The 25,455-nt window shown below is 61.6% G+C and carries 22 protein-coding genes, 4 tRNA genes and 1 pseudogene; 23 read left to right on the top strand and 4 right to left on the bottom strand.

All coding sequences use genetic code 11. The features are described 5' to 3' along the window. Window positions 1-13 precede the first annotated feature (13 nt). The 16 genes from leuB (at window position 14) to PSH66_RS19820 (ending at window position 15,721) form a co-directional block, all read left to right on the top strand. Window positions 14-1,096 carry a 3-isopropylmalate dehydrogenase gene (gene leuB / locus PSH66_RS19895; protein ID WP_305427500.1) on the top strand — a complete coding sequence of 361 codons (1,083 nt, stop codon included), beginning with the start codon at window positions 14-16 and terminating at the stop codon, window positions 1,094-1,096. A 64-nt stretch (window positions 1,097-1,160) separates the two neighbouring features. After that, window positions 1,161-2,273 (top strand): aspartate-semialdehyde dehydrogenase, encoded by a 1,113-nt coding sequence (gene asd / locus PSH66_RS19890; protein WP_003175096.1) that lies wholly within the window; start codon window positions 1,161-1,163, stop codon window positions 2,271-2,273. A gap of 169 nt (window positions 2,274-2,442) precedes the next feature. Then, entirely contained in the window at window positions 2,443-3,453 is a 1,011-nt protein-coding gene (locus PSH66_RS19885; RefSeq protein ID WP_305427499.1) for an aspartate-semialdehyde dehydrogenase, read from the top strand. 163 nt (window positions 3,454-3,616) lie between these two features. Beyond that, the gene (locus PSH66_RS19880) at window positions 3,617-6,160 is read left to right on the top strand and encodes a FimV/HubP family polar landmark protein (RefSeq protein WP_305427498.1); all 2,544 of its coding nucleotides are present in this window, start codon (window positions 3,617-3,619) and stop codon (window positions 6,158-6,160) included. 145 nt (window positions 6,161-6,305) lie between these two features. Beyond that, entirely contained in the window at window positions 6,306-7,130 is an 825-nt protein-coding gene (gene truA / locus PSH66_RS19875; protein ID WP_042945019.1) for a tRNA pseudouridine(38-40) synthase TruA, read from the top strand. A 63-nt stretch (window positions 7,131-7,193) separates the two neighbouring features. Continuing rightward, entirely contained in the window at window positions 7,194-7,826 is a 633-nt protein-coding gene (locus tag PSH66_RS19870; RefSeq protein ID WP_003175092.1) for a phosphoribosylanthranilate isomerase, read from the top strand. 244 nt (window positions 7,827-8,070) lie between these two features. Then, window positions 8,071-8,991, top strand: coding sequence for an acetyl-CoA carboxylase, carboxyltransferase subunit beta (accD, locus tag PSH66_RS19865; protein ID WP_305427497.1), 921 nt, complete (start codon window positions 8,071-8,073; stop codon window positions 8,989-8,991). Beyond that, complete coding sequence (gene folC / locus PSH66_RS19860; RefSeq protein ID WP_305427496.1) at window positions 8,988-10,295, top strand: bifunctional tetrahydrofolate synthase/dihydrofolate synthase; 1,308 nt, start codon at window positions 8,988-8,990, stop codon at window positions 10,293-10,295. Before accD ends, folC begins: the two co-directional genes overlap by 4 nt. Then, window positions 10,279-10,932 carry an SPOR domain-containing protein gene (locus PSH66_RS19855; RefSeq protein WP_305427495.1) on the top strand — a complete coding sequence of 218 codons (654 nt, stop codon included), beginning with the start codon at window positions 10,279-10,281 and terminating at the stop codon, window positions 10,930-10,932. The genes folC and PSH66_RS19855 overlap by 17 nt, the downstream gene beginning before the upstream one ends. Before the next feature lie 141 nt (window positions 10,933-11,073). After that, window positions 11,074-11,631, top strand: coding sequence for a CvpA family protein (locus PSH66_RS19850; RefSeq protein ID WP_003175087.1), 558 nt, complete (start codon window positions 11,074-11,076; stop codon window positions 11,629-11,631). Window positions 11,632-11,672: 41 nt separating this feature from the next. Then, window positions 11,673-13,178 carry an amidophosphoribosyltransferase gene (gene purF, locus PSH66_RS19845; protein WP_003175086.1) on the top strand — a complete coding sequence of 502 codons (1,506 nt, stop codon included), beginning with the start codon at window positions 11,673-11,675 and terminating at the stop codon, window positions 13,176-13,178. A 66-nt stretch (window positions 13,179-13,244) separates the two neighbouring features. Next, the gene (locus PSH66_RS19840) at window positions 13,245-14,456 is read left to right on the top strand and encodes an O-succinylhomoserine sulfhydrylase (RefSeq protein WP_078825435.1); all 1,212 of its coding nucleotides are present in this window, start codon (window positions 13,245-13,247) and stop codon (window positions 14,454-14,456) included. Window positions 14,457-14,467: 11 nt separating this feature from the next. After that, window positions 14,468-15,232 carry an SDR family oxidoreductase gene (locus tag PSH66_RS19835; protein ID WP_078825488.1) on the top strand — a complete coding sequence of 255 codons (765 nt, stop codon included), beginning with the start codon at window positions 14,468-14,470 and terminating at the stop codon, window positions 15,230-15,232. A 99-nt stretch (window positions 15,233-15,331) separates the two neighbouring features. Then, window positions 15,332-15,407, top strand: a tRNA-Val gene (locus tag PSH66_RS19830). 55 nt (window positions 15,408-15,462) lie between these two features. Next, a tRNA-Asp gene (locus PSH66_RS19825) sits at window positions 15,463-15,539 on the top strand. 105 nt (window positions 15,540-15,644) lie between these two features. Then, window positions 15,645-15,721 (top strand) — tRNA-Asp (locus PSH66_RS19820). A gap of 188 nt (window positions 15,722-15,909) precedes the next feature. Here the strand turns inward: PSH66_RS19820 and PSH66_RS19815 are convergent. Next, entirely contained in the window at window positions 15,910-17,193 is a 1,284-nt protein-coding gene (locus PSH66_RS19815) for an FAD-binding oxidoreductase (protein WP_305427494.1), read from the bottom strand. A 184-nt stretch (window positions 17,194-17,377) separates the two neighbouring features. Between PSH66_RS19815 and PSH66_RS19810 the strand changes: the two genes are divergently transcribed. The 7 genes and pseudogenes from PSH66_RS19810 to PSH66_RS19780 all read left to right on the top strand — a co-directional run bounded on the left by PSH66_RS19810 (window position 17,378) and on the right by PSH66_RS19780 (window position 23,053). Further along, a tRNA-Val gene (locus tag PSH66_RS19810) sits at window positions 17,378-17,454 on the top strand. Window positions 17,455-17,944: 490 nt separating this feature from the next. After that, a pseudogene (gene ltrA / locus PSH66_RS19805) lies at window positions 17,945-19,357 on the top strand (group II intron reverse transcriptase/maturase). Between the two features lie 217 nt (window positions 19,358-19,574). Then, the gene (locus PSH66_RS19800; RefSeq protein WP_042944992.1) at window positions 19,575-19,928 is read left to right on the top strand and encodes a hypothetical protein; all 354 of its coding nucleotides are present in this window, start codon (window positions 19,575-19,577) and stop codon (window positions 19,926-19,928) included. Between the two features lie 329 nt (window positions 19,929-20,257). Then, window positions 20,258-20,974 carry a DUF969 domain-containing protein gene (locus PSH66_RS19795; RefSeq protein WP_003175004.1) on the top strand — a complete coding sequence of 239 codons (717 nt, stop codon included), beginning with the start codon at window positions 20,258-20,260 and terminating at the stop codon, window positions 20,972-20,974. Then, window positions 20,971-21,921 carry a DUF979 domain-containing protein gene (locus PSH66_RS19790; RefSeq protein WP_305427493.1) on the top strand — a complete coding sequence of 317 codons (951 nt, stop codon included), beginning with the start codon at window positions 20,971-20,973 and terminating at the stop codon, window positions 21,919-21,921. Before PSH66_RS19795 ends, PSH66_RS19790 begins: the two co-directional genes overlap by 4 nt. A gap of 7 nt (window positions 21,922-21,928) precedes the next feature. Then, window positions 21,929-22,543, top strand: a complete 615-nt coding sequence (gene pcp / locus PSH66_RS19785) for a pyroglutamyl-peptidase I (protein ID WP_305427492.1) — start codon at window positions 21,929-21,931, stop codon at window positions 22,541-22,543. Window positions 22,544-22,606: 63 nt separating this feature from the next. After that, the gene (locus PSH66_RS19780; protein ID WP_003175001.1) at window positions 22,607-23,053 is read left to right on the top strand and encodes an anti-virulence regulator CigR family protein; all 447 of its coding nucleotides are present in this window, start codon (window positions 22,607-22,609) and stop codon (window positions 23,051-23,053) included. Between the two features lie 12 nt (window positions 23,054-23,065). Here the strand turns inward: PSH66_RS19780 and PSH66_RS19775 are convergent, their stop codons facing one another. The 3 genes from PSH66_RS19775 to PSH66_RS19765 are packed head-to-tail and all read right to left on the bottom strand — an operon-like array spanning window position 23,066 to window position 25,428. After that, on the bottom strand, window positions 23,066-24,466 hold the full coding sequence (locus PSH66_RS19775) for a heavy metal sensor histidine kinase (protein ID WP_305427491.1): 1,401 nt from the start codon (window positions 24,464-24,466) through the stop codon (window positions 23,066-23,068). Continuing rightward, complete coding sequence (locus tag PSH66_RS19770) at window positions 24,463-25,134, bottom strand: heavy metal response regulator transcription factor (RefSeq protein WP_078733912.1); 672 nt, start codon at window positions 25,132-25,134, stop codon at window positions 24,463-24,465. Before PSH66_RS19770 ends, PSH66_RS19775 begins: the two co-directional genes overlap by 4 nt. Before the next feature lie 42 nt (window positions 25,135-25,176). Continuing rightward, window positions 25,177-25,428 carry a DUF2790 domain-containing protein gene (locus PSH66_RS19765; protein ID WP_305427490.1) on the bottom strand — a complete coding sequence of 84 codons (252 nt, stop codon included), beginning with the start codon at window positions 25,426-25,428 and terminating at the stop codon, window positions 25,177-25,179. Between the last annotated feature and the right edge of the window lie 27 nt (window positions 25,429-25,455).

The raw sequence follows: 25,455 nt of genomic DNA, 5'->3' as shown, positions 1-25,455 counted from the left end.
AAATGAGGAACGCATGAGCAAGCAGATTCTGATTCTCCCAGGCGACGGTATTGGTCCGGAAATCATGGCCGAAGCGGTCAAGGTCCTGACACTGGCCAACAGCAAATACAGCCTGGGCTTCGAGCTGAGCCACGACGTGATCGGCGGCGCGGCCATCGACAAGCACGGCGTGCCCCTGGCCGACGAGACCCTGGCGCGCGCCCGTGCCGCCGACGCCGTGCTGCTCGGCGCCGTAGGTGGCCCGAAATGGGACAAGATCGAGCGTGACATCCGCCCTGAACGCGGCCTGCTGAAAATCCGCGCGCAACTGGGCCTGTTCGGCAACCTGCGCCCGGCAATCCTCTACCCGCAACTGGCCGAGGCGTCGAGCCTCAAGCCGGAAGTCGTCGCTGGCCTGGACATCCTCATCGTGCGTGAGCTGACCGGCGGTATCTATTTCGGCTCGCCACGCGGTGTGCGTGAGCTTGCCAATGGTGAGCGCCAGGCCTACGACACCCTGCCGTACAGCGAGAGCGAAATCCGCCGTATCGCCCGTGTCGGCTTTGACATGGCCCGCGTGCGTGGCAAGAAGGTCTGCTCGGTCGACAAGGCCAATGTCCTGGCGTCCAGCCAACTGTGGCGTGAAATCGTCGAAGAAGTGGCCAAGGACTACCCGGATGTCGAGCTGAGCCACATGTACGTCGACAATGCCGCCATGCAACTGGTGCGTGCGCCCAAGCAGTTCGACGTGATCGTCACCGATAACCTGTTCGGCGACATCCTGTCCGACCAGGCGTCGATGCTCACCGGTTCCATCGGCATGCTGCCGTCGGCGTCCCTGGACACCAACAACAAGGGCATGTACGAGCCGTGCCATGGTTCGGCGCCGGACATCGCCGGACAGGGCATTGCCAACCCGTTGGCGACCATCTTGTCGGTGTCGATGATGTTGCGTTACAGCTTCAACCTGTCCGATGCTGCGGATGCCATCGAGAAAGCCGTGAGCCTGGTACTGGACCAGGGCCTGCGCACCGGCGACATCTGGTCGCAGGGTTGCACCAGGGTGGGTACGCAAGAAATGGGCGACGCAGTAGTCGCCGCGCTGCGGAATCTGTAATCTCTCGGGCCCGCTGGCAGTTGTTGCTGCCAGGCGGCCCACTTTTTAACAAGGTGTAGTTGCGATGAAACGTGTAGGTCTGATCGGTTGGCGCGGTATGGTCGGTTCCGTGCTCATGCAGCGGATGCTGGAAGAGCAGGATTTCGATCTTATTGAGCCGGTGTTTTTCACCACGTCGAACGTGGGTGGTCAAGGGCCGTCCGTGGGCAAGGATATTGCCCCGCTCAAGGATGCCTACAGCATTGACGAGCTGAAAACCCTCGACGTGATCCTGACCTGCCAGGGCGGCGACTACACCAGCGAAGTGTTCCCCAAGCTGCGCGAAGCCGGCTGGCAAGGTTACTGGATCGACGCCGCCTCGAGCCTGCGCATGCAGGACGACGCCGTGATCGTTCTCGACCCGGTCAACCGCAAGGTCATCGACCAGCAACTGGACGCCGGCACCAAGAACTACATCGGCGGCAACTGCACCGTCAGCCTGATGCTGATGGGCCTGGGCGGCCTGTTCGAAGCCGGCCTGGTCGAGTGGATGAGCGCCATGACCTATCAGGCGGCGTCCGGCGCCGGCGCGCAGAACATGCGCGAACTGATCAAGCAAATGGGCGCCACTCATGCGGCCGTCGCCGATCAACTGGCCGACCCGGCCAGCGCGATCCTCGACATCGATCGCCGTGTGGCCGAAGCCATGCGCAGCGATGCCTACCCGACCGAAAACTTCGGCGTGCCCTTGGCCGGCAGCCTGATCCCGTGGATCGACAAAGAGCTGCCGAACGGCCAGAGCCGCGAAGAGTGGAAGGCCCAGGCCGAGACCAACAAGATCCTCGGTCGCTTCAAGAGCCCGATCCCGGTCGACGGCATCTGCGTGCGCATCGGCGCCATGCGCTGCCACAGCCAGGCGCTGACTATCAAACTGAACAAAGACGTGCCGATCGCCGATATCGAAGGGCTGATCAGCCAGCACAACCCGTGGGTCAAGCTGGTGCCGAACAACCGCGATATCAGCATGCAGGAGCTGAGCCCGACCAAGGTCACCGGCACCCTGAATGTACCGGTGGGGCGTCTGCGCAAGCTGAACATGGGCAGTCAGTTCCTCGGCGCGTTTACCGTGGGCGACCAGTTGCTGTGGGGCGCGGCTGAACCGCTGCGTCGCATGTTGCGGATTCTGCTGGAGCGTTGATTGCTTGAGGCAATATGAGAAACCCGCGTTCTGGTGACAGGCGCGGGTTTTTTGTTGTGCTTTCGGGCCCCCGATAGCGCCTTCAGCCACCCCACAAGCCCAGGTTAATTGCCTCACCCCCAGCCACCCGGTAAAGTGCCGCTCCCCCCGTAATGCCCGAGGCAGACCCATGACCCAGACCTTTGAAATTGCCGTGATCGGCGCCACCGGCACGGTTGGCGAAACCCTGGTGCAGATTCTCGAAGAGCTGGAATTCCCGGTGGGCACCCTGTACCTGCTGGCGGGCAGCAACTCCGCCGGCGCGTCGGTGCCGTTTCGCGGCAAGAATGTGCGGGTCAAGGAAGTCGATGAGTTCGACTTCAGCAAGGCGCAACTGGCGTTCTTCGCTGCGGGCCCTGCGGTAACCCTGAGCTTTGCGCCACGGGCCACGGCGGCGGGTTGCTCGGTGATCGATTTGTCCGGCGCGTTGCCCGCCGACCAGGCGCTTCAAGTGGTGCCGGAAGCCAATGCGCATGTCCTTGACGGTCTGAAAAAACCGTTCCAGCTCGGCAGCCCAAGCCCGTCCGCGACCAACCTGGCGGTGGTGCTGGCGCCGTTGCGCGGTTTGCTGGAGATTCAGCGGGTCAGCGTGACCGCGAACCTCGCAGTGTCGGCCCTGGGTCGCGAAGCGGTCGGTGAACTGGCCCGTCAGACTGCCGAGCTGTTGAATGTGCGTCCGCTGGAGCCACAGTTCTTCGATCGGCAGATGGCTTTCAACCTGCTGGCACAAGTCGGCACGCCGGATGCCCAAGGTCATACAGACTTGGAGAAACGTCTGATACACGAACTGCGTGCCGTGTTGGACACTCCTTTGCTAAAGATTTCAGCAACATGCGTTCAAGCTCCGGTGTTTTTTGGCGATAGCCTGACTGTGTCGTTGCAATTGGACGCGCCGGTCGACCTGGCCGCCGTCAACCGCGTACTCGACGCCGCGCCCGGCATAGAGCTTGTAGAGGCGGGGGATTACCCAACGGCGGTGGGCGATGCGGTGGGCCAGGATGTGGTCTATGTTGGCCGGGTGCGTGCCGGCGTGGATGACCCGGCGGAACTAAATCTGTGGCTGACGTCAGATAACGTACGCAAAGGCTCGGCGCTTAACGCCGTGCAACTGGCGCAGTTGTTGATAAAACGCCTTGTGTAAAAGATACTTGGCGGCAATTTGTAGATTGATTCTAACCAGGCGCTATGCTTGGCCCCAAGCAGGAACAGTTGCGTGTCGGTGACCTATCGGCTCGCCATGCCTTATGGCAAGCGGTTACCAACCTTCTCGCAGGCCGGGGAGTGTTCAGACAAAGGATGAGGCTATGGTTCAAGTTCGCAAACTGGTGTTAGCAATAGCGGCCGCCTCGGCGCTGTCCTCCGGTATGGCGCAGGCGCTTCAACTGGGGGAAATGACCCTCAAGTCGAAGTTGAACCAGCCGTTGGCGGTGGAAATCGAATTGCTCGATGTCGGCGGCCTCAGCGCTTCCGAGATCACCCCCAGCCTGGCCTCATCCCAGGCGTTTGTGGATGCGGGTGTGGATCGCCAGGCATTTCTCAATGACTTGACGTTTACCCCGATCATCAACCCCAACGGTCGCAGCGTGGTGCGTGTCACCTCCAGCAAGCCGCTGCCCGATTCCTACGTGCGCTTCCTGCTTCAGGTGCAGTGGCCCAATGGCCGTCTGATGCGTGACTACAGCGTGCTGCTCGACCCGGCCAAGTTCGACCAGCAGGCCCCGACCACCGCTGCGCCGGCCCCACGCCTGAGCGCGCCCGCGACGAGCACCTCGGCCCAGCACACCACCACCGCCCGCGACACCCTGTGGGAAATTGCCGAAAAACACCGCAATGGCGGCTCGGTGCAGCAAACCATGTTGGCTATCCAGGCGCTGAATCCTGGTGCGTTTGTCGGCGGCAATATCAACCGCCTGAAGACCGGCCAGGTGCTGCGCCTGCCGGATACCGTACAGAGCACCGCACTGCCGCAACCCCAGGCGATTGCCGAAGTGCGCGCGCAAAACGAGGCCTGGCGCCAGGGGCGTCGCTCCGCCAACAGCCAGACGGCGGGCAAGCAGCAATTGGACGCCACCAAGCGTACCCAGGCGGGTGACGCGCCGGCGAGCACCAATGCCAAGGACAATTTGAGCCTGGTCTCGGCCGAGGCGGCCAAGAAGGGGGGTAAAGGCAAGGCGGGTGACAGCCAGGTTTTGAGCGACAAACTGGCAATGACCCAGGAGCAGCTGGACACCACCCGTCGTGACAACGAAGAACTCAAGAGCCGCGCGGCAGATTTGCAAAGCCAGTTGGACAAGCTGCAAAAGCTGATTCAACTGAAGAACGATCAACTGGCGCGTTTGCAGGCAGAAAAAGCCGACCCGGCAGCGCAGGCCACGGCGGCGATGCCCGCACAGTTGGCCAGCGATCCGGCAGCCACCCCGGCAGCCCCCGCTGAACCGGCAGCCACGCCGACCCCGGTTGCGCCAGCGCCGGAGCCTGCCAAGCCGGTTGCAGCCACGGACACCACCGAAGGCAAGTTCAACGAACTGCTGACCAACCCGGTTGTGCTGGGGGTCATTGGCGGTGCGGCGGGCCTGCTGGTGTTGCTGCTCCTGCTCCTGTGGGCGCGCCATCGCAACGCGCGCCGCGAGGAGGAGAAACATTTGCGCATGGCGCGTGCGCTGGCCGAAGAACCGGTGTTCAGCTCGAGCATCGACCAGGACCTGCCGTCGGACAGCTTCGAAGGCCTCGAAGTACCGCCGCCGAACGTCAAGCTGGCAGCCGCTCCCGTCCCTGCACCGGTGGTCGCGCCCGCCGCGGTTGTACCGACCGTTGCGTCGGTGCTGGCGCCGCTGGCCGTCGCCGTGGCCCCGGTCAACGCCAATGACGCGCTGGCGCAAGCCCAGTCCCATATCGACCGTGGCCACCTGAACCAGGCCGCCGATGTGCTGGAACAGGCGATCAAGCAAGAGCCCAAGCGCAGCGACCTGCGTTTGAAACTGATGGAGGTCTACGGCCTGCAGAACGACAAGGACGGCTTTGTCACCCAGGAGCGTCAACTGGTGGCCAATGGTGAAAACCATGCGCAGGTCGAACAGCTCAAGAGTCGCTTCCCGGCCATGGCCGTATTGGCGGCAGGTGTCAGTGCGGCAGTGGCCGCGGCCGCCCTGGACGCTCAATACGTCAAGGAACTGCTGGAGGACAAGCCGGCTGCACCGGCCCCTGAGCTCGACACGTTCGACACTGATTTTGATTTGAGCCTGGATGAACTGGAAGCGGCGTCGCCGGCCAGCCTGGACGATGAACAGACCTTTGCCGCGTTGTTGCAGCAACAGACAGACGCCAAGGCGGGCCCGGAAGAGGACCTGTCTGACTTCGATCTTGACCTGCAATTGGATGCGCCGGCCTCGGCACAATCGGATGACGACTTCCTTTCCGGGCTGGAAGAGCAGATGAAGGACGTGCCGGCCGTCGAGCCGCCGACCCTCACGCCTGCCGCCCTGGACGACTTTGACCTGCCGGAGGATTTCGATCTGTCCCTGGCTGACGAGCCGCAAGCTGCCGCCAAGCCCGATGCCTTCGCGTCGGAGCTGGATGACGTCAACGCCGAGCTGGATCGCCTGTCCCAGAACCTGGAAAACCCTGCCCTTGAGCCATCCTTCACCGCTGAAGACGCGGCGTTGGGCGATGATGAGCCGGAGTTCGACTTCCTCTCCGGTACCAATGAAGTCGCCACCAAGCTGGACCTGGCCCAGGCCTATATCGATATGGGCGATGCGGATGGCGCGAAAGACATCCTGGCCGAAGTGCTGATCGAGGGCGATGAGGTGCAGCGCGGCGAAGCCAAGGAAATGCTCGGCAGAATCTAACGGCTGGAGCAAGCCCCTCCCACATTGGTATGCGTCAATCCATAACAAAAGCGCGCGCAACGCACCTGTCGCCTTATAATGGCCGCCTTTGCGCAACTCATCAGGCTCTCAATTCTTGGCAAATTTAGATAACCCGGCCGCCGAAATGGCGGCCGCCGGCTTTTACCGCATCGCCCTGGGCGTGGAATACAAAGGCTCGCGCTATCGTGGCTGGCAGCGCCAGGCGTCGGGCGTGCCCACGGTGCAGGAAACCCTGGAAAAGGCCCTGTCCAAGGTTGCTGATTCGTCGGTTTCGCTGATGTGCGCCGGGCGTACCGATGCTGGCGTCCATGCGTGTGGCCAGGTGGTGCACTTTGACACCCAGGCCGAACGCACGATGAAGGCGTGGGTCATGGGCGCGAATATCAACTTGCCCCATGACGTCAGCGTCAGCTGGGCCAAGGTCATGCCGGCGCATTTTCATGCGCGCTTCAAGGCGATCGCCCGGCGCTACCGCTATGTGATCTACAACGACCAGATCCGCCCGGCGCACCTCAACGAAGAAATCACCTGGAACCACCGCCCGCTGGACGCCGAGCGCATGGCCGAAGCCGCGCAGCACCTGGTGGGGGTGCATGATTTCAGTGCCTTCCGTGCCGGCCAGTGCCAGGCCAAATCGCCGATCAAGGAAGTCCATCACCTGCGTGTGACCCGTCACGGCAAGATGATCGTGCTGGACATCCGTGCCGGCGCGTTCCTGCACCATATGGTGCGCAACATTGCCGGGGTGCTGATGACCATCGGCACCGGCGAGCGCCCGGTGGACTGGGCCAGGGAAGTGCTGGAAAGCCGCATCCGCCGCACCGGCGGCGTCACCGCGCATCCGTTCGGGCTGTATCTGGTGGATGTGGAGTACCGCGACGAGTTCGAACTGCCGGACCGTTTTATCGGGCCACACTTCCTTACCGGTTTCAGCGAACTTGGCGGCTGACGCCCGGAATAGCTTTTGTTACCATCCGGGACTTTCTCGGCCAAACCCTGAGGCTTCTACGACATGTCAGCCGTTCGCAGCAAGATTTGCGGGATTACCCGCATAGAAGACGCGCTGGCGGCAGTCGAGGCGGGGGCGGACGCCATTGGCCTGGTGTTTTATGCCAAGAGTCCGCGTGCGGTGAACGTACTGCAGGCGCGGGCGATCATCAAGGCATTGCCGCCGTTCGTCACCACGGTGGGCTTGTTCGTCAACGCCAGCCGTTGCGAACTCAACGAAACCCTGGATGCCGTACCGCTGGACATGCTGCAGTTCCACGGCGACGAAACCCCGGAAGACTGTGAAAGTTACCAGCGCCCGTACATCAAGGCGCTGCGCGTCAAGGCCGGGGATGACATCGCTGCCGCCTGTGCCGCCTATGCCGGGGCACGTGGGATTCTGCTCGACACCTACGTCGAAGGCGTACCCGGCGGTACCGGTGAAGCGTTTGACTGGTCGCTGATCCCCGAGGGGCTGAGCGCGCCGATCATCCTGGCCGGCGGCCTCAACCCGGCGAATGTCGCGGCGGCCATCGAGCAGGTTCGTCCCTATGCCGTGGATGTCAGCGGCGGGGTGGAGCAGGGCAAGGGCATCAAGGATCACAGCAAGATTCGCGCGTTCATGCAGGCCGTGCGCAACAGCCGTGGCGGGATGTGACGGCTGGCAGTCTGCCGCCGTCCATAACTACCACTGTGTAAAACAGCCCGGTGCCGCCTGTGGGTGTGCCGGAAACGAAGTGGCAACCCTGCGTTGGCAGGTTGTCTGGAAGGCTGAGGATGCAGGCTGGAAATGGCAGGTCGAACGTCTGACCCCGTCCAGCCCGCGTCATCGCCACATATGAATTTAGCTCAAGGGCATACGCGGGGCTGTGTTCAAGCCACCGGTACTGGAGAAAGAAAGCATGAGCAACTGGTTAGTAGACAAACTGATCCCTTCGATCATGCGTTCCGAGGTGAAAAAAAGCTCGGTTCCTGAAGGTCTGTGGCACAAATGCCCATCCTGCGACGCGGTGCTGTACCGTCCGGAGCTGGAAAAGACCCTGGACGTTTGCCCCAAGTGCAACCATCACATGCGTATTGGCGCCCGCGCGCGTATCGATATTTTCCTCGATGCCGACGGCCGTAACGAGCTGGGCGCTGACCTGGAACCGGTTGACCGCCTCAAGTTTCGCGACGGCAAGAAGTACAAGGATCGTCTGAGCGCTGCGCAAAAGCAGACCGGTGAGAAGGATGCGTTGATCTCGGTCAGTGGCAAGCTGCTGGGTATGCCGGTGGTGGTGTCGGCGTTCGAGTTCTCCTTCATGGGCGGTTCCATGGGGGCCATCGTCGGCGAGCGCTTTGTGCGCGCCGCCAACTACGCGTTGGAAAACCGTTGCCCGATGATCTGCTTCGCCGCCTCCGGTGGTGCGCGTATGCAGGAAGCCCTGATCTCCCTGATGCAAATGGCCAAGACCTCCGCGGTGCTGGCGCGTCTGCGCGAAGAAGGTATCCCGTTCATTTCCGTGCTGACCGACCCGGTCTACGGCGGCGTTTCCGCCAGCCTGGCGATGCTGGGTGACGTGATCGTTGGCGAGCCAAAGGCCCTGATCGGCTTTGCCGGCCCGCGCGTCATCGAGCAGACCGTGCGTGAAAAACTGCCCGAAGGCTTCCAGCGCAGCGAGTTCCTGCTGGGGCACGGTGCCATCGACCTGATCATCCCGCGTGGCGAGCTGCGTCCACGCCTGGGTAACCTGCTGGCGCAAATGATGGGCCTGCCGACGCCTGTGTACGTCGCGCCTAAAGTCGAGCCGATCGTTGTGCCGCCGGTGCCTGCGAACCTATGACCCAGCGTACCCTGGGCGAATGGCTCGCCTACCTTGAGCAGTTGCATCCGTCCGCCATCGACATGGGCCTGGAGCGCTCGCAACAGGTAGCGGCCCGCCTCGGGTTGGGCCGTCCGGCGCCGCGTGTGATCACGGTGACCGGCACCAACGGCAAAGGCTCTACCTGCGCCTTTGTCGCCGCGTTGCTGCAGGCCCAGGGGCTGAGCGTCGGCGTTTACAGCTCGCCGCACCTGCTGCGCTACAACGAGCGGGTGCAGCTCAATGGCATCGAAGCCACCGACGAGCAGCTCTGCGAAGCCTTCGCCGCGCTGGATGCGGGGCGCGGCGACACGTCCCTGACTTACTTCGAGATGGGCACCCTGGCGGCGTTCTGGCTGTTCGAACGTGCGCAACTGGACGTGGTGGTGCTGGAGGTAGGCCTGGGCGGGCGTCTGGACACGGTCAACGTGGTGGATGCCGACCTGGCGTTGGTCACCAGTATTGGCGTGGACCACGCCGACTACCTGGGCAATACCCGCGAGTCCGTTGCCTACGAAAAAGCCGGAATCTTCCGCCAGGGCAAGCCTGCGCTGTGCGGTGACCTGGACCCGCCGCAACCCTTGCTGGACAAGGTGCGTGCGCTGGATTGCCCGTTCTTCCTGCGCGGGCGCGAATTCAGGCTTGAGATTGGCGAACAGCACTGGCAGTGGCGCGGGCGTGATGCGCGTGGGCAGACAGTTGAGCTGCGCGATTTGCCGCTGCTGAACCTGCCGATGGAAAACGCCGCGCTCGCGCTGCAGGCCTATCTGTTGCTGGATCTGCCGTGGAATGCCGAACAGATTGCCGCGACCTTGCTGGCGACCCGTGTTGTGGGGCGTCTGGACCGTCGTGCATTCGAGTGGGAAGGCAAGCGCCTGAACCTGTTGCTGGATGTGGGGCACAACCCCCATGCGGCGCAATACCTGGCGCAGCGTCTGTCACGCACGCCGCCGGCCGGTCGTCGTCTGGCGGTGTTCGGGTTGCTGGCGGACAAGGACCTGGAAGGCGTGGTTGCGCCGTTGCTCGGCAGTGTCCAGACGTGGGCGGTGGCACCGCTGGGCACTCCGCGCAGCCGTCCGGCGTTGGAGCTGGAGGCAGTGTTGCAGAACCTTGGGGCGCCCGTGACGTCGTATGCAAGCGTGAGTGCCGCCCTTGAGGCGCAATGCGCGGTCGCGACGGCCGAGGACGAAATCCTGTTGTTCGGGTCATTTTATTGTGTTGCCGAGGCGCTTGAATGGTTGGCCCGGCGCTCCACGGAGGAAGCTGCACATGGCATTACTGGATAGCGCATACAAGCAGCGGATGGTCGGAGCCCTGGTTCTGGTGGCGCTGGCGGTGATTTTTTTGCCCATGCTGTTTTCTCGCCAGGACGAAGAGCGCCAGGTCGTTGTTGAAGCGCCGGCTGCGCCTCAGGCTCCCGCCGTGCCGCAAGTGCAGATTGAACCGGTCGTAGTGCCGGAGCCTCAGGCATTGCCGCAGGAAGAGCCGGTACCGAGCGATGAGGAGGTGGCTGCGCAACAGGCGCCGTCGATGCCGGTTCAGCCAAGCGTGCCGGTGGTCAAGCCCGTGCCAGCCGTTGCCGCCAAGCCTGCCGCGCCGGCACCTGCGCCCAAGCCGGTCGCGCCGCAACCCGCCGCGCCGGGCAAGCCGGATGTCGGGCAGAGCCGCATCGACCCGAATGGCTTGCCGATCAGTTGGTCGATCCAGGTGGCCAGCCTGGGCAATCGCGAAGGGGCCGACGCGTTGCAGAAGAAGCTGCGTGCCCAGGGGTATAACGCTTACATCCGCAGTGCCGACGGCAAGAACCGCGTGTTTATCGGGCCGCTGATCGAACGTGCCGAGGCGGACCGCCTGCGCGATTTGCTGGATCGTCAGCAGAGCCTGAAAGGGTTCGTGACCCGGTTCCAGCCTGAGCGCGGCTGAGCCTACATTGATTTGTGGTGGGGGTTGAAACGCGATTGGCTCGCCACAAACTACTGATTTGCAAAGCAGCCGCAATCACAGCTTACCGATAGCCCGGCGCTCTGCTAAAATGCGCCGCCTTATCTGTCCGTAGGCTCAAACGTGCCATTTACCTGGGTTGATTGGGCGATCGTCGCCATCGTCGCCATCTCCGCGTTGATCAGTCTAAGCCGCGGCTTCGTAAAAGAAGCACTGTCGTTGCTGACCTGGATCATTGCAGGAGTCGTCGCCTGGATGTTCGGTGGCTCGCTGTCGGTCTATCTGAGCGGATACATCGAGACACCTTCGGCTCGCGTCATTGCGGGCTGCGCCATCATGTTCATCGCCACGCTGCTGGTGGGAGCAATGGTCAATTATCTGATTGGCGAGTTGATACGTGTCACCGGCATCGAAGGGACCGATCGATTTCTCGGCATGGCCTTCGGCGCCGCGCGTGGCGCGTTGCTGGTGGTCGTGGCGGTCGGGCTGTTGAGCCTGGGGCCGGTACAGCAGGATTCGTGGTGGCAGGAGTCGGTACTCGTGCCAAAATTTCTATTGGTTGCAGATTGGTCCAAGAACCTCATTCTGGGGTGGAGCAGTCAGTGGCTGGCCAGCGGAATCAGCGTACCCGCTGATCTTCCGTTCAAGGAACACCTCTTGCCGGCCAAAACGCCTCAGTAAGCTGTGTTCAGTCAAGATTCATTAAGTAGGGGTTGCGTCGCATGTGTGGCATCGTCGGTATCGTCGGTAAGTCGAACGTCAATCAGGCGCTGTATGACGCGCTAACCGTCCTCCAGCACCGCGGCCAGGACGCTGCCGGTATTGTGACCAGCCACGACGGCCGGTTATTCCTGCGCAAGGACAATGGCCTGGTGCGTGACGTGTTTCATCAGCGTCACATGCAGCGCCTGGTCGGACACATGGGCATTGGCCATGTGCGTTACCCGACTGCCGGTAGCTCGACCTCGGCCGAAGCTCAACCGTTCTACGTCAACTCGCCTTACGGCATCACCCTGGCGCATAACGGCAACCTGACCAACGTTGAACAGCTGGCCAAGGAGATTTACGAATCTGACCTGCGCCACGTCAACACCAGCTCCGACTCGGAAGTGCTGCTCAACGTGTTCGCTCATGAGCTGGCCCAGCGCGGCAAGCTGCAGCCGACCGAAGAAGACGTGTTCGCCGCCGTAATCGACGTGCACAACCGTTGCGTCGGTGGTTACGCCGTGGTGGCGATGATCACCGGTTACGGCATCGTCGGTTTCCGCGACCCGCATGGCATCCGTCCGATCGTGTTCGGCCAGCGTCACACCGACGAAGGTGTCGAGTACATGATCGCTTCCGAAAGCGTGTCCCTGGACGTGCTCGGCTTTACCCTGATCCGCGACCTCGCGCCGGGCGAAGCGGTGTACATCACCGAAGATGGCAAATTGCACACCCGTCAGTGCGCCGTGGCGCCGACCCTCACCCCGTGCATCTTCGAACACGTCTACCTGGCGCGTCCGGATTCGATCATCGACGGTGTGTCGGTATACAAGGCGCGCCTGCGCATGGGTGAGAAGCTGGCCGACAAGATTCTGCGTGAGCGTCCCGAGCACGATATCGACGTGGTAATCCCGATTCCGGACACCAGCCGCACCGCCGCGCTGGAGCTGGCGAACCACCTGGGCGTCAAGTTTCGCGAAGGTTTCGTCAAGAACCGCTACATCGGTCGTACCTTCATCATGCCCGGCCAGGCAGCGCGCAAGAAGTCGGTGCGCCAGAAGCTCAACGCCATCGAACTGGAATTTCGCGGCAAGAACGTGATGCTGGTGGATGACTCCATCGTACGCGGCACCACGTGCAAGCAGATCATCCAGATGGCCCGCGAAGCCGGCGCGAAGAACGTGTACTTCTGTTCCGCGGCGCCTGCCGTGCGTTACCCGAACGTGTACGGTATCGACATGCCGAGCGCCCACGAGTTGATCGCGCACAACCGCACCACCCAGGACGTGGCCGACCTGATCGGCGCCGATTGGCTGATCTATCAGGACCTGCCGGACCTGATCGAAGCGGTCGGTGGCGGCAAGATCAAGATCGAGCAATTCGACTGCGCGGTATTCGACGGCAAATATGTGACCGGTGACGTCGACGAGGCCTACCTGAACAAGATCGAGCAGGCGCGTAACGACTCCTCGAAGATCAAGACCCAAGCGGTCAGCGCGATCATCGATCTGTACAACAACTGAGTAAACACCGGCCCTGAGGGGCCGGTTTTGTATGTTAAATAAAGCATTCAAGTAAGGAGTGGCAGCATGAGTCAGGAATGGGATGCCGGTCGGTTGGACAGCGACCTCGATGGCGTAGCTTTCGATACCCTGGCTGTGCGCGCCGGCCAGCACCGTACCCCGGAAGGTGAGCACGGCGACCCGATGTTCTTCACCTCCAGCTATGTATTCCGCACCGCGGCCGATGCCGCTGCGCGCTTTGCCGGTGAAGTGCCGGGTAACGTTTACTCGCGTTACACCAACCCGACCGTGCGTGCGTTCGAAGAGCGTATCGCGGCCCTGGAAGGCGCCGAGCAGGCGGTGGCCACGGCAACCGGCATGGCGGCGATCCTGGCGGTGGTGATGAGCCTGTGCAGCGCCGGCGACCACGTGCTGGTGTCGCGCAGTGTGTTTGGTTCGACCATCAGCCTGTTCGAGAAGTACTTCAAGCGCTTCGGTATCGAGGTGGATTACGTGCCTCTGGCGGACCTGTCCGGCTGGGATGCGGCGATCAAGGCCAATACCCGCTTGCTGTTCGTCGAATCGCCGTCCAACCCGTTGGCCGAGCTGGTGGATATCGCCGCCTTGTCCGAAGTGGCTCACGCCAAGGGCGCCATGCTGGTGGTGGATAACTGCTTCTGCACGCCGGCCTTGCAGCAGCCGCTGAAGCTGGGCGCGGATATTGTGGTGCACTCGGCCACCAAGTTCATCGACGGCCAGGGTCGTTGCATGGGCGGTGTGGTGGCGGGGCGCAGCGAGCAGATGAAGGAAGTGGTGGGCTTCTTGCGCACCGCCGGCCCGACCCTGAGCCCGTTCAACGCCTGGATCTTCCTCAAGGGCCTGGAAACCCTCGGCCTGCGCATGAAGGCCCATTGCGCCAATGCCCAGGCCCTGGCCGAGTGGCTGGAGCAGCAGGACGGTATCGAGAAGGTCCACTACGCCGGGCTCAAAAGCCACCCGCAACACGAATTGGCCCAGCGCCAGCAGCGTGGCTTCGGTGCGGTGGTGAGCTTTGAGGTGAAGGGTGGCAAGGAGGGCGCCTGGCGCTTTATCGATGCCACGCGCCTGATCTCCATCACCGCCAACCTGGGCGACAGCAAAACCACGATTACCCACCCAAGCACCACTTCTCATGGCCGCCTGGCGCCGCAGGAACGTGAGGCGGCGGGTATTCGCGACAGCCTGATCCGCGTCGCGGTGGGCCTGGAAGACGTGGCTGATTTGCAGGCCGACCTGGCCCGCGGGTTGGCGGCCTTGTGATCGAGTGGTCCCTGGAAGCTGCCGCGGCGACTAACGGGCGCGTCGCGCTGGTAACGGGCGCGGCACGGGGCATTGGCCTCGGGATCGCGGCGTGGTTGATCAGTGAAGGTTGGCAGGTGGTGTTGACCGACCTCGATCGCGAGCGCGGTGCCAAGGTGTCCAAGGTGCTGGGCGACAACGCGTGGTTTATCACCATGGACGTGGCGGACGAGAAACAAGTCGCCCAGGGTGTCGCTGAAGTGCTCGGGCAGTTTGGTCGCCTGGATGGGCTGGTGTGCAATGCGGCCGTGGCCGACCCGCACAATATCACTCTGGAAAGTCTCGACCTGGCGTATTGGAATCGCGTGCTGGCGGTGAACCTCAGCGGGCCCATGCTGCTGGCCAAGCACTGTGCGCCGTATCTGCGCGCCCACGGTGGGGCCATCGTCAACTTGGCCTCGACCCGTGCCCGTCAATCGGAGCCGGACAGCGAGGCCTATGCGGCGAGCAAGGGCGGCCTGTTGGCCCTGACCCATGCATTGGCGATCAGTCTCGGGCCGGAGGTCCGTGTGAATGCCGTCAGCCCGGGCTGGATCGATGCGCGTGACCCGGCCGTACGACGTGCCGAGCCGCTGACCGATGCCGATCATGCCCAGCATCCCGCGGGCCGGGTCGGCACGGTCGAGGATGTGGCGGCGATGGTCGCGTGGCTGCTGTCGCGCCAGGCCGGGTTTGTCACCGGGCAGGAGTTCGTGGTGGACGGCGGCATGAGCAAGAAGATGATTTACAGCGAGTAGGGTGGTCTTGACGCTGTTTTGGTTTTTTTAGAAAAACTTCAAGCAGGCTATTGACTTAGGTCCGCTACCTGCGTAAATTTCGCGGCCTCACGAAGCAAAGGGTGATTAGCTCAGCTGGGAGAGCATCTGCCTTACAAGCAGAGGGTCGGCGGTTCGATCCCGTCATCACCCACCACTTCTTGAGAGTTTTGCTCCAGGGCAAGACGCAACGTTAAAGGTTGCACCGACGCGCAGCGGTAGTTCAGTCGGTTAGAATACCGGCCTGTCACGCCGGGGGTCGCGGGTTCGAGTCCCGTCCGCTGCGCCATATTTTACAGGTCTGATTCGTCGGGCTTGAGATTGAACAGCCAAGGCTGATCGGTCAGATGTTTAAAGACAGTTGAGGTTTTACGCGCAACTGGTCAAGCGATACGCAGCGGTAGTTCAGTCGGTTAGAATACCGGCCTGTCACGCCGGGGGTCGCGGGTTCGAGTCCCGTCCGCTGCGCCATATCTGCCTCAAGGCCCACTGAACGCCTTGAAGCACAAAGCAAGCCACTGGCTACTTTGATCCGATAGCAAAGACCCTGGTCGAAAGACCGGGGTTTTTTGTGTCTGCGATTTGATGTTAAGTCAGGCGCGGTGAATGTGGGCGCTGGCTTGCCTGCGATAGCAGCGCAGGCAAACCTTTCCATATCCTCAGAACCCCAACTTATCCCGCAACCCGTAGTACCAGGCGCCCAGCGCCGCAAACGGCGTGCGCAACAGTTGCCCGCCCGGAAACGGGTAGTGCGGCAGGTCGGAAAACGCATCAAAACGCTCTGCCTGGCCTCGCAGCGCCTCCGCCAGTACCTTGCCAGCCAGGTGCGTGTACGTCACGCCATGCCCGCTGCAGCCCTGTGAGTAGTAGATGTTGTCCCCCAGTCGGCCCACCTGTGGCAAGCGCGACAGGGTCAGCAGGAAATTGCCGGTCCAGGCGTAGTCGATCTTCACATCCTTGAGTTGCGGAAAGGCCTTGAGCATTTTCGGCCGGATGATCGCCTCGATATTCGCCGGATCGCGCGCGCCATACACCACGCCGCCGCCGAAAATCAGACGCTTGTCGCTGGTGAGGCGGTAGTAGTCGAGCAGGTAGTTACAGTCCTCGACACAGTAGTCCTGGGGCAGCAATGTCCTGGCCAGTTCATCACCCAGCGGTGCGGTGGTGATCACTTGGGTGCCGCACGGCATCGATTTGGCCGCCAACTCCGGTACCAGGTTGCCCAAGTAGGCATTGCCGGCGACGATGATGAACTTGGCCCTGACCTTGCCTTCGGCGGTATGCACCACCGGGTTGGCGCCGCGCTCAATGCGCACCGCCGCCGATTGTTCGTAGATCGTGCCACCCAGCGATTCCACCGCCGCCGCTTCGCCCAGCGCCAGGTTGAGTGGGTGGATATGCCCGCCACTCATGTCCAGCAGGCCGCCAAGATAATTATCACAGGCCACCACGTCGCGGATGCGGCGTTCGTCCAGCAGTTCCAGTTGGGTGTGGCCGTAGCGCTCCCACAGGCGCTTCTGCGATTCCAGGTGGCCCATGTGCTTGCTGTTGAGCGCGGCGAACACGCCGCCGTCCTTCAGGTCGCACTGGATCTGGTACTTGGCGACGCGCTCACGAATGATCCTGCCGCCTTCGAAGGCCATTTGTCCCAGCAACTGGGCCTGCTGCGGGCCGACGCTGCGCTCGATCACATCGATATCGCGGCTGTAGCTATTGACGATCTGTCCGCCATTGCGCCCCGACGCACCAAAACCCACTTTGGCCGCTTCCAGGACCGTCACGCGAAACCCGTTCTCCAGCAGAAACAGCGCGCTGGACAGCCCGGTATAGCCGGCCCCAATCACGCACACATCGGTTTCAACGTCACCTTGCAGGGCCGGACGAGGCGGAACCGCGTTGGCGGACGCGGCGTAATACGACTGGGGGTAGGGGGTGTTCGCCATCCTGGAACCTCTGTTTTATATTTTTTACGAGTGCGCTGATCCTACCTGAGTTGAAAATTGCCCGCCAGCCACCGAAAAAACGCGAGTGTGCCAGGCGAAAATAAAAAATTCGCATATTCATAGGGTTAGCTGCAAAAAAGAGGTTGACACCCCTGCGCAATTCCGTAGAATGCCGCCTCACAGCAGGCACGTAGCTCAGTTGGTTAGAGCACCACCTTGACATGGTGGGGGTCGTTGGTTCGAGTCCAATCGCGCCTACCAAACAAAATCCGCTCTGCTGGGCGGTCTAGAAGGGCTCACCGAAAGGTGGGCCCTTTTTTGTGTGCGCCAGGCATGGCGCGTTGCGCGTAAGCGCAACCAGCTTGGCTGTGGTGGCCACGCTGGTGACTTGGAGGTGAAAGTCCTCTACACACCCGGCAAGGGGAAGTGTTAGCCAGAGGCAAGGGTGTCGCGGGTGACTGCGAATCTGAAGGAAGCCCGAGGCAAAATGCTGGCCTGACGAACAGGAAGCGGATAGAGGCGGCGTAGCGGGGTAAGACGGCGCAAATCGTTAAAGCCCAATACTTGCACGGAACGCTACGACGTAGATCCGACAGGCATAAGCAGGAAGGTCGCGCGAATTACCCTGGGAGATCTGTAGGTTTGCCACTGTGCTACCGGGCGTCGAGAGGCGACGGGATGAACCTGCAGAAGTCAGCGAGCCGGCCGTAGTAAGTGACGAATAACCACGTCATCAAGGGCTGAACAGGTTATGCCGCCGGTAGGCGTCAGAGTCTCGTGAATACCGAAATGCAGAAATTTCTCCCAGAGAAAACTGTTACTCCGAGTTCCGGACAGTATCCGAGGATGACGGCTGACAGCGCAGAGGTATCGGCGGCGTCTGTGGCGCGGACGAAAGCGGAGCCGGACACGCTGATGGCGCGGGTGCTCGCACCCGTCAACCTCAAGCGTGCGTATCACCGTGTGGTCAGCAACAAGGGCGCGCCGGGTGCCGATGGCATGACGGTCGAGCAATTGGCGGACTACACGAATCAGTATTGGCCGATCCTCAAGGCTCGGTTGCTGGCCGGTGAGTATCACCCGCAAGGTGTACGCGCCGTTGAAATCCCCAAGCCCAAGGGAGGAACGCGACAGCTGGGCATTCCCAGTGTAGTGGACCGCCTGATCCAGCAGGCTTTGCTGCAACAGCTCACACCGATCTTCGACCCTCTGTTCTCGGATTACAGCTACGGCTTTCGTCCGGGCAGAAGCGCTCACCAAGCTATCGAAACAGCTCGCGCCCATGTGGCGGCGGGGAACCGCTGGTGCGTGGAGCTTGATCTTGAGAAGTTCTTTGATCGAGTCAACCACGATGTATTGATGGCCTGCATCGAACGTCAAGTCGAAGACAAGCGAGTGCTCAGGCTGATCCGTCGCTACCTCGAGGCTGGAGTCATGTCGGGTGGGATCGCCAGCCGACGGCAGGGGGACGCCGCAAGGCGGTCCGCTCTCGCCGTTGTTGTCGAATATCCTGCTCAACGAACTCGACCGTGAACTGGAACGACGGGGCCACCGCTTTGTACGCTATGCCGACGACGCGAACATTTATGTGCGTAGTCGTCGCGCAGGCGAGCGTGTGCTGGCCGGGGTTGAACGCTTCCTGAATCAACACCTGAAATTGACGTTGAATCAGGAAAAGAGCCGTGTGGCACGGCCCTGGGCCTGTGACTACTTGGGTTATGGGATGAGCTGGCACCAACAGCCGAGACTAAGAGTGGCGACGATGAGCCTGGATCGCCTACGCGATCGGCTCAGAGCACTGCTGCGTAAAGCCCGGGGCCACAAGATGGCTAACGTCATTGAGCGGATCAACCCGGTGCTGCGTGGTTGGGCGGGTTACTTCAAGCTCAGCCAGAGCAGGAAACCACTCGAAGAATTGGACGGTTGGGTAAGACGTAAGCTTCGATGTGTCGTCTGGCGTCAATGGAAGCGGCCCTCTACGAGGGCGCGCAACCTGATGCGCCTGGGGATCCATGAAGGACGTGCTTGCACATCAGCGTTCAATGGCAGAGGTCCTTGGTGGAACTCGGGAGCGTCACATATGAATCAGGCGCTGCCGAAGAAACTGTGGAACCAGCTCGGACTGGTCTCGATACTCGATACGATCAACGGCTTATCCGCATGACCTGAACCGCCGTATACGGAACCGTACGTACGGTGGTGTGAGAGGACGGCGGATGTAAATCCGCCTCCTACTCGATCCGCGATTTGCAAAGCTTTTGCAAAACCCTACTCAGAACGCCAATTCGGCGCTCACTTCCAGATTCTCGATCCCTTGGCAACCGCTTACGCGCTCGATAAGGTGAGAAAGCGATTCACCTGCCGAAATCAGGAGTAAACAAGTGTTTTCAAGGAAAAACGCGGGGCTGTGGATACTGCTTTCAGCCGTCACCAGCGTCGAGGCAGCTACCGCCGCTCAACCGAAAAGCGAAGAAAAAGTCGCGGTCACCGCCATAGCCGCACTCCAGATATGCCACGAGAGAAATCCCGAGCGTGGCTTAACGCTTGAAAGGCTGGTGACTGATCCCACGTTCAGCGAAGAGAGCAGGTCCGAGTACCGCCGGGTCAACGCGGACCCTTCATACAAAGACGACGTCTCGGAAATGAAATCCTTTTTGTTACAGCCCCCACTGGCAGATGTCCTGCGTGATATTTGTGAGAATCTTAGAAAAACCAGTCCGGACGGCTATCGGTAATCGATGGTCTTCGCCGTGACGCTCTGATGCGTTGATTGGCCATCGGTAGCGTTCCAATAACCTGAGCACCAGGTCAATCAAGCGCCCGATACACTCCCGGCCTGTCTGCGTCCTGGCCCTCCATCCCCCACAAAATTTATTGGTTTGCAGCAACAATTTTTCTTGTTGGACACTCCCCGCCCCCAGGCAGCAAAGTTGCCGCCACTGACGCTCGACCTTCCGGGTCAACAATAAAAACCGAGCCGACTGCACGCTACTTCTTGCTGTGAACCTTTGTTCACATCCTGCTGTAACGGCGCCGCAGCGCGCACTTATAGGACCTTCCCGTCATGCAAACTGTTGTGAACTTATGGCCGTTGATCGGCGTACTTGTGATCGTGGTTGGCTTTGTCTTGCGCTTCAATCCGTTGTTGGTGGTCACCGCTGCCGCGATCGCCACCGGGCTTGCGGCTCACTTCCCGCTGGAAAAGATTCTCGCCAGCATGGGTGAGGGTTTCCTTCAGACCCGTGCCCTGCAATTGATCCTGTTGTTGCCCCTGGCCGTCATCGGCTTGCTGGAACGCCATGGCTTGCGCCTGCATGCACAGAACTGGATCGCGCGGTTTGAGCGGGCGACGGTCGGACGCTTGTTGATCATCTACCTGTTTGTGCGTGAATCCACCGCGGCCATGGGGTTGACCAGCCTGGGTGGGCATCCGCAGATGGTGCGTCCGCTGCTGGCGCCGATGGCCGAAGGTGCGGCGGAAAAACGCTACGGCAAACTGCCGGAAAAACTGCGCCACAAAGTCTTGGCCATGTGCGCGGCGACGGACAATGTCGGCCTGTTCTTTGGTGAAGATATCTTCGTGGCCTTTGGTGCGATTGCGCTGATGCACACCTTCCTGCTGGGCTCGGGCATCGATGTGGAACCGCTGCACATCGCGGTGTGGGGCATTCCCACGGCGATCTGCGCGTTTATCATCCATGCGATTCGCTTGCATCGTTTTGACCGAAGGCTGACCCGCGAACTGACGCCGTCCGTTACCCCGGTGGGAGCCGCGCAATGATCATTTCGATTCAATACCTGTACTGGCTGGCCGGGGTGCTGCTGTTGATTACCGCCGGCATGATCCTGATGGACCGTACTCACCCCAAGCGTTGGTCCAGTGCGGTGTTCTGGCTGCTGTTCGCGCTGCCGTTTTTGCTGGGCGAGCGCCTGCCGTCGGTGGCCATCGGCGTGGGCGTGGTGGTGATGGCGTTGATCGCGGGCTTCGGCGGGGTAGGCCGTGGCATCCATGCCGAACTGCATGACAAAGCGTCCCGCGCCAGTGCCGGACGCTTGGGGCACAAGCTATTTATTCCGGCGTTGGCCATCCCGTTGACCACCGTGATCGGTTCGGTCTTGCTCAAGCACACCGAGATCGGCGGCGTGCCGCTGCTGGACCCGAAAAACACCACCTTCGTTTCCCTGGGTATCGGCTGCCTGATCGCCCTCGGCCTGGCTTGCTGGCTGACCCGCGACACGCCGGTGCAAGCCTTGCGCGAGTCGCGTCGCCTCACCGAAGCCCTGGGCTGGGCCATGGTGCTGCCGCAGATGTTGGCGATGCTCGGTTTGTTGTTCAATGAAGCCGGGGTCGGCACGGCCGTCGCGCACGTCACCACCACCTATATCAACCTGGACTATAAATTGGTGGCGGTGATGGTCTATGTATTGGGCATGGCGCTGTTCACGGTCATCATGGGCAACGGTTTCGCCGCGTTCCCGGTGATGACCGGCGGGGTCGGCGTGCCGGTGCTGGTGGGTATTTATGGCGGTAACCCGGCGGTGATGGCGGCCATCGGCATGTTCTCCGGCTACTGCGGTACGCTGATGACGCCCATGGCGGCCAACTTCAATATCGTGCCGGCGGCGTTGCTGGAATTGCCGGACAAGAACGCAGTGATCAAGGCGCAGTTGCCGACGGCGTTGATGATGCTGATGGTCAATATCGTGCTGCTTTATCTGTTGATGTGAGGCCAGGATGCGAACCGTATTGCTGACGGGGTTCGAGCCCTTTGACCGAGACCCGGTGAACCCGTCCTGGGAGGCTGCGCGCCTGCTGGACGGCTGCATGATTGATGAAGACGTGATGATTGTGGCGCGTGAGCTGCCCTGCGCGTTCGCCACGGCAGGCGAGTGCCTGGTGCGACTGATCGATGAATGGCGCCCGGTGATGGTGATTGCCACGGGCCTGGCGCCGGGGCGTAGCGAGATTTCCATGGAGCGGGTGGCGATCAATATCAACGACGCGCGCATCCCCGATAATCTGGGCGAGCAGCCTGTCGACACGGCGGTGGTGGTCGGTGGCCCGGCGGCGTATTTTTCGACGCTGCCGATCAAGGCCATGGTCAAGGCCGTGCGCGAGGCGGGGATTGCGGCGTCGGTGTCGCAGACGGCAGGCACCTTTGTCTGTAATCAGGTGTTCTACCGTTTGCAGCATGTGCTGGCCGGCACGTCGGTGCGCAGTGGTTTTATCCATGTGCCCTGCGAGGCGTTGATGGCGCTGCCAAGCCTGGTGGAGGGCCTGCGTATCGCAGTCTGTGCGGCGTGGAGTACATCAGTGGATGTGCTGGAAGTGGGCGGTCAGGTGAGTTGATTCTGCGCGTGGCGCGCCAACTTGAACTAGAGTTCAACTACGCTCCCGCCTTGGATAATCGCCATGATCAAGTCTTTGAAATTCGTGTCTGTCGTGCTGTCGCTTGTGCTGTTTGCCGGGAGTGGCATGGCGCTGGCTGATCCAGGCAATGGCAAGGGACAAGGCAACAACAAGGGCAATGGCCAGGGCGGGCAGGGGCATGACAAGTCCAAAGGCAAAGGCGGTTCGAGCAGCCACGGCCCCAGTGTCGACCGTGGCAGCGTGCTGAATGTGCTGGGTGGTTATCGCGACTACTGGAGCCCGGGCCCGTCTTTGCCGCCGGGTATCCAGAAGAACCTGGCACGCGGCAAGCCTCTGCCGCCGGGCATCGCGAAAAAACTGGATGGGCGTTTAGTGGGACACTTGCCTCATTACGATGGGTATGAGTGGCAACAGGCGGGCACGGACTTGATATTGGTAGCCATCGCGTCTGGCATCATTTACGAAGTACTCAACGGCGCCTTCGATTGAATCGGCGGCTCCTCACCCTTCGCGCGCCGGGAAAAACAGCTCAAAACAGGTCACTCCGTTTTCACTGGTGACGCTGTACCGGCCGTTATGCAACTGCATGATGGTCGCCACGATGGACAGGCCCAAGCCGTTGGATTGGGCCGAACGCTCCCGTGACTCATCCACCCGATAAAACCGCTCGAACAGCCGCGCCAGGTGCTCGGCGGCAATGGTTTCACCGCTGTTGCTGACCCGCAGGTAAATGCCCTCGGCGCTTGGGGTGGCCTGTATCACCAACTCGCAACCAGGTGCGCCATACTTGATGGCATTGGCGCACAGATTCGCCAGGGCCCGGCGCAGCAGCATCGGTTCGGCCCAGATCACGCCTTCGCCCGTGGCATGAATGCTCATGTCCACATCGCTTGCCAATCCTTCAAAGTAATCCGCGATACGCTCCACTTCATCGGCCGCGCTGAGCGCCTGGCGCTGGCGCAGGGCGGCAGCCGGGTCGGTGCGTGCCAGAAACAGCATGTTGTCGAGCATCCGCGCCAGGCGCTCAAGCTCTTCCACATTGGAGGCCAGCAGGTGCTGATACCCCTCGATGCTGCGGTTCTGTTGCAGGGCGACCTGGGTTTCGCCCAGCAGATTATTGATCGGCGTGCGCAGTTCGTGGGCCATGTCGGTCGACACCTGGCCCAGTTGCACAAAACCCTTGGCCAGGCGCTCCAGCATGGTGTTGAACGAGTCAATCATCGGCAGCAGCTCTTTCGGCGCGCCGTGGCTGTCGAGGCGCTCGGTGAGGTTGCCGACACCGATGCCCTCGGCATGCCGGGCCAGGCGCCTTAATGGCAGCAGACCGCGATAGACCAGCAGATAGCCCGCCAGCGCGAGAATAATCGCGGCGATACTCGCCAGGACATAAACGCTCAGCCGGTAGCTGGCGAGCATGGCGGTGCGTTCGGTCATCAGGCGCCCGCTGGTGACTTGCAGGCTGCCCAGGTCGCCGGAGTCGATGGAGGCCGCCAGGGTGGAGAAGGGCACGCCATTTATACCCGGCAAATGCTGCACGTCGCTCAGCGCCAACACATGATCCTTGGGCACCGGCGTGATCGCGGGCAGGTCGATATTGGCGGGGTTCACCAACAGCAGCGGTTTCTGGCCGGGTGCGGCGATGCTCAGCACCGACTCGCGGTTGCCCAGCATGTTCTGGAACAGTTCCGGCTTGGTCTTGATCAAGTCCAGGGTATTGCTGTCGTTGAGCAGGTTTCGCAGTTGGTCCACGCGCGAGATCAACTGCGCGTCGTCGCGGCGGATCAGCTCGCGTTCCAGCTCGCGGTACAGTGCCACGCCCAGGGTCGCCAGCAGGGCAAAGGCGAGCAGCGCGAAAATCAGCGCCAGGCGCAGGGTCAGCGAATAATGACGGCGCGGGTTCATGGCTGGGTATCGAAGCGGTAGCCGATGCCCCGCACGCTGTGGATCAGCTTGAGCTGGAACGGGTCGTCGACTTTCAAGCGCAGGCGTCGGACGGCCACGTCCACCACGTTGGTGTCGCTGTCGAAATTCATGTCCCATACCCGTGAGGCGATCAGCGAGCGCGAGAGCACCTGGTCCTGGTGGGTGGCGAACAGGTGCAACAGGGCGAACTCCTTGTTGGTCAGGGTGATGCGGGTGCCGGCGCGGGTGACGCGGCGCTTGAGTACATCGATTTGCAGGTCGGCGATGTGCAGTTGCTCTTCTTCGCGGATCGGGCCGCGACGGGTCAGGGTGCGCAGGCGCGCCACCAGTTCGGCGAAGGAGAAGGGCTTGATCAGGTAATCATCAGCCCCCAGTTCCAGGCCCTTGATGCGGTCGGCAATGTCATCGCGAGCCGTCAGGAAAAGCACCGGTGTGTCGGTTTCCTTGCGCAGGCGGCGCAGTACTTCCCAGCCGTCCATCTTCGGCATCATCACATCCAGCACGATCACGTCGAACGGCGTTTCCAGCGCCTGGTGCAAGCCGTCCACACCATCACGGGCCAGGCTTACGGAGTAACCCAGTTCCTGCAGGCCATTAAGCAGGTAATTGCCGGCCTTGGGTTCGTCTTCGACAACGAGGATGTTCATGGGAAATATCCTGATTCAGTACGTGGCGCCAGTGTAGCCCGATCAATTGTCACTGGCGCAGCCGGTGCCTTGCACTTGGTAGTCCAGGACGTGCTCGCGGCCCTGGTGGTCGAGGTAGTCGAGACGCGCCGGGACGATACCGCATTGGCCGTAAGTGTCGGTGCTCGACAGGACCTTGGCCATATCCAAGTGTACGAAAAAACCGGTTTTGTCGTGGATGACCGTATTGTTGTCAGCCGCAAACACGGAGCCGGTAGCCAGCAGGGCGGTAAAGCCGAGGATAAACAGTTTCATAAAAGTTGCTCTCTTGAAGGGTTGGCT

The organism is Pseudomonas sp. FP597 (assembly GCF_030687435.1).
GTDB classification, from domain to species: domain Bacteria; phylum Pseudomonadota; class Gammaproteobacteria; order Pseudomonadales; family Pseudomonadaceae; genus Aquipseudomonas; species Aquipseudomonas lactucae.
This window is presented reverse-complemented; position numbering and strand designations above follow the sequence as displayed.

Bases quoted from the DNA above. Each gene is read 5' to 3' on its own strand.
- leuB (WP_305427500.1), top strand. From the start codon at position 14: ATGAGCAAGCAGATTCTGATTCTCCCAGGCGACGGTATTGGTCCGGAA.
- asd (WP_003175096.1), top strand. From the start codon at position 1,161: ATGAAACGTGTAGGTCTGATCGGTTGGCGCGGTATGGTCGGTTCCGTG.
- PSH66_RS19885 (WP_305427499.1), top strand. From the start codon at position 2,443: ATGACCCAGACCTTTGAAATTGCCGTGATCGGCGCCACCGGCACGGTT.
- PSH66_RS19880 (WP_305427498.1), top strand. From the start codon at position 3,617: ATGGTTCAAGTTCGCAAACTGGTGTTAGCAATAGCGGCCGCCTCGGCG.
- truA (WP_042945019.1), top strand. From the start codon at position 6,306: ATGGCGGCCGCCGGCTTTTACCGCATCGCCCTGGGCGTGGAATACAAA.
- PSH66_RS19870 (WP_003175092.1), top strand. From the start codon at position 7,194: ATGTCAGCCGTTCGCAGCAAGATTTGCGGGATTACCCGCATAGAAGAC.
- accD (WP_305427497.1), top strand. From the start codon at position 8,071: ATGAGCAACTGGTTAGTAGACAAACTGATCCCTTCGATCATGCGTTCC.
- folC (WP_305427496.1), top strand. From the start codon at position 8,988: ATGACCCAGCGTACCCTGGGCGAATGGCTCGCCTACCTTGAGCAGTTG.
- PSH66_RS19855 (WP_305427495.1), top strand. From the start codon at position 10,279: ATGGCATTACTGGATAGCGCATACAAGCAGCGGATGGTCGGAGCCCTG.
- purF (WP_003175086.1), top strand. From the start codon at position 11,673: ATGTGTGGCATCGTCGGTATCGTCGGTAAGTCGAACGTCAATCAGGCG.
- PSH66_RS19840 (WP_078825435.1), top strand. From the start codon at position 13,245: ATGAGTCAGGAATGGGATGCCGGTCGGTTGGACAGCGACCTCGATGGC.
- PSH66_RS19815 (WP_305427494.1), bottom strand. From the start codon at position 17,193: ATGGCGAACACCCCCTACCCCCAGTCGTATTACGCCGCGTCCGCCAAC.
- PSH66_RS19795 (WP_003175004.1), top strand. From the start codon at position 20,258: ATGCAAACTGTTGTGAACTTATGGCCGTTGATCGGCGTACTTGTGATC.
- PSH66_RS19790 (WP_305427493.1), top strand. From the start codon at position 20,971: ATGATCATTTCGATTCAATACCTGTACTGGCTGGCCGGGGTGCTGCTG.
- pcp (WP_305427492.1), top strand. From the start codon at position 21,929: ATGCGAACCGTATTGCTGACGGGGTTCGAGCCCTTTGACCGAGACCCG.
- PSH66_RS19780 (WP_003175001.1), top strand. From the start codon at position 22,607: ATGATCAAGTCTTTGAAATTCGTGTCTGTCGTGCTGTCGCTTGTGCTG.
- PSH66_RS19775 (WP_305427491.1), bottom strand. From the start codon at position 24,466: ATGAACCCGCGCCGTCATTATTCGCTGACCCTGCGCCTGGCGCTGATT.
- PSH66_RS19770 (WP_078733912.1), bottom strand. From the start codon at position 25,134: ATGAACATCCTCGTTGTCGAAGACGAACCCAAGGCCGGCAATTACCTG.
- PSH66_RS19765 (WP_305427490.1), bottom strand. From the start codon at position 25,428: ATGAAACTGTTTATCCTCGGCTTTACCGCCCTGCTGGCTACCGGCTCC.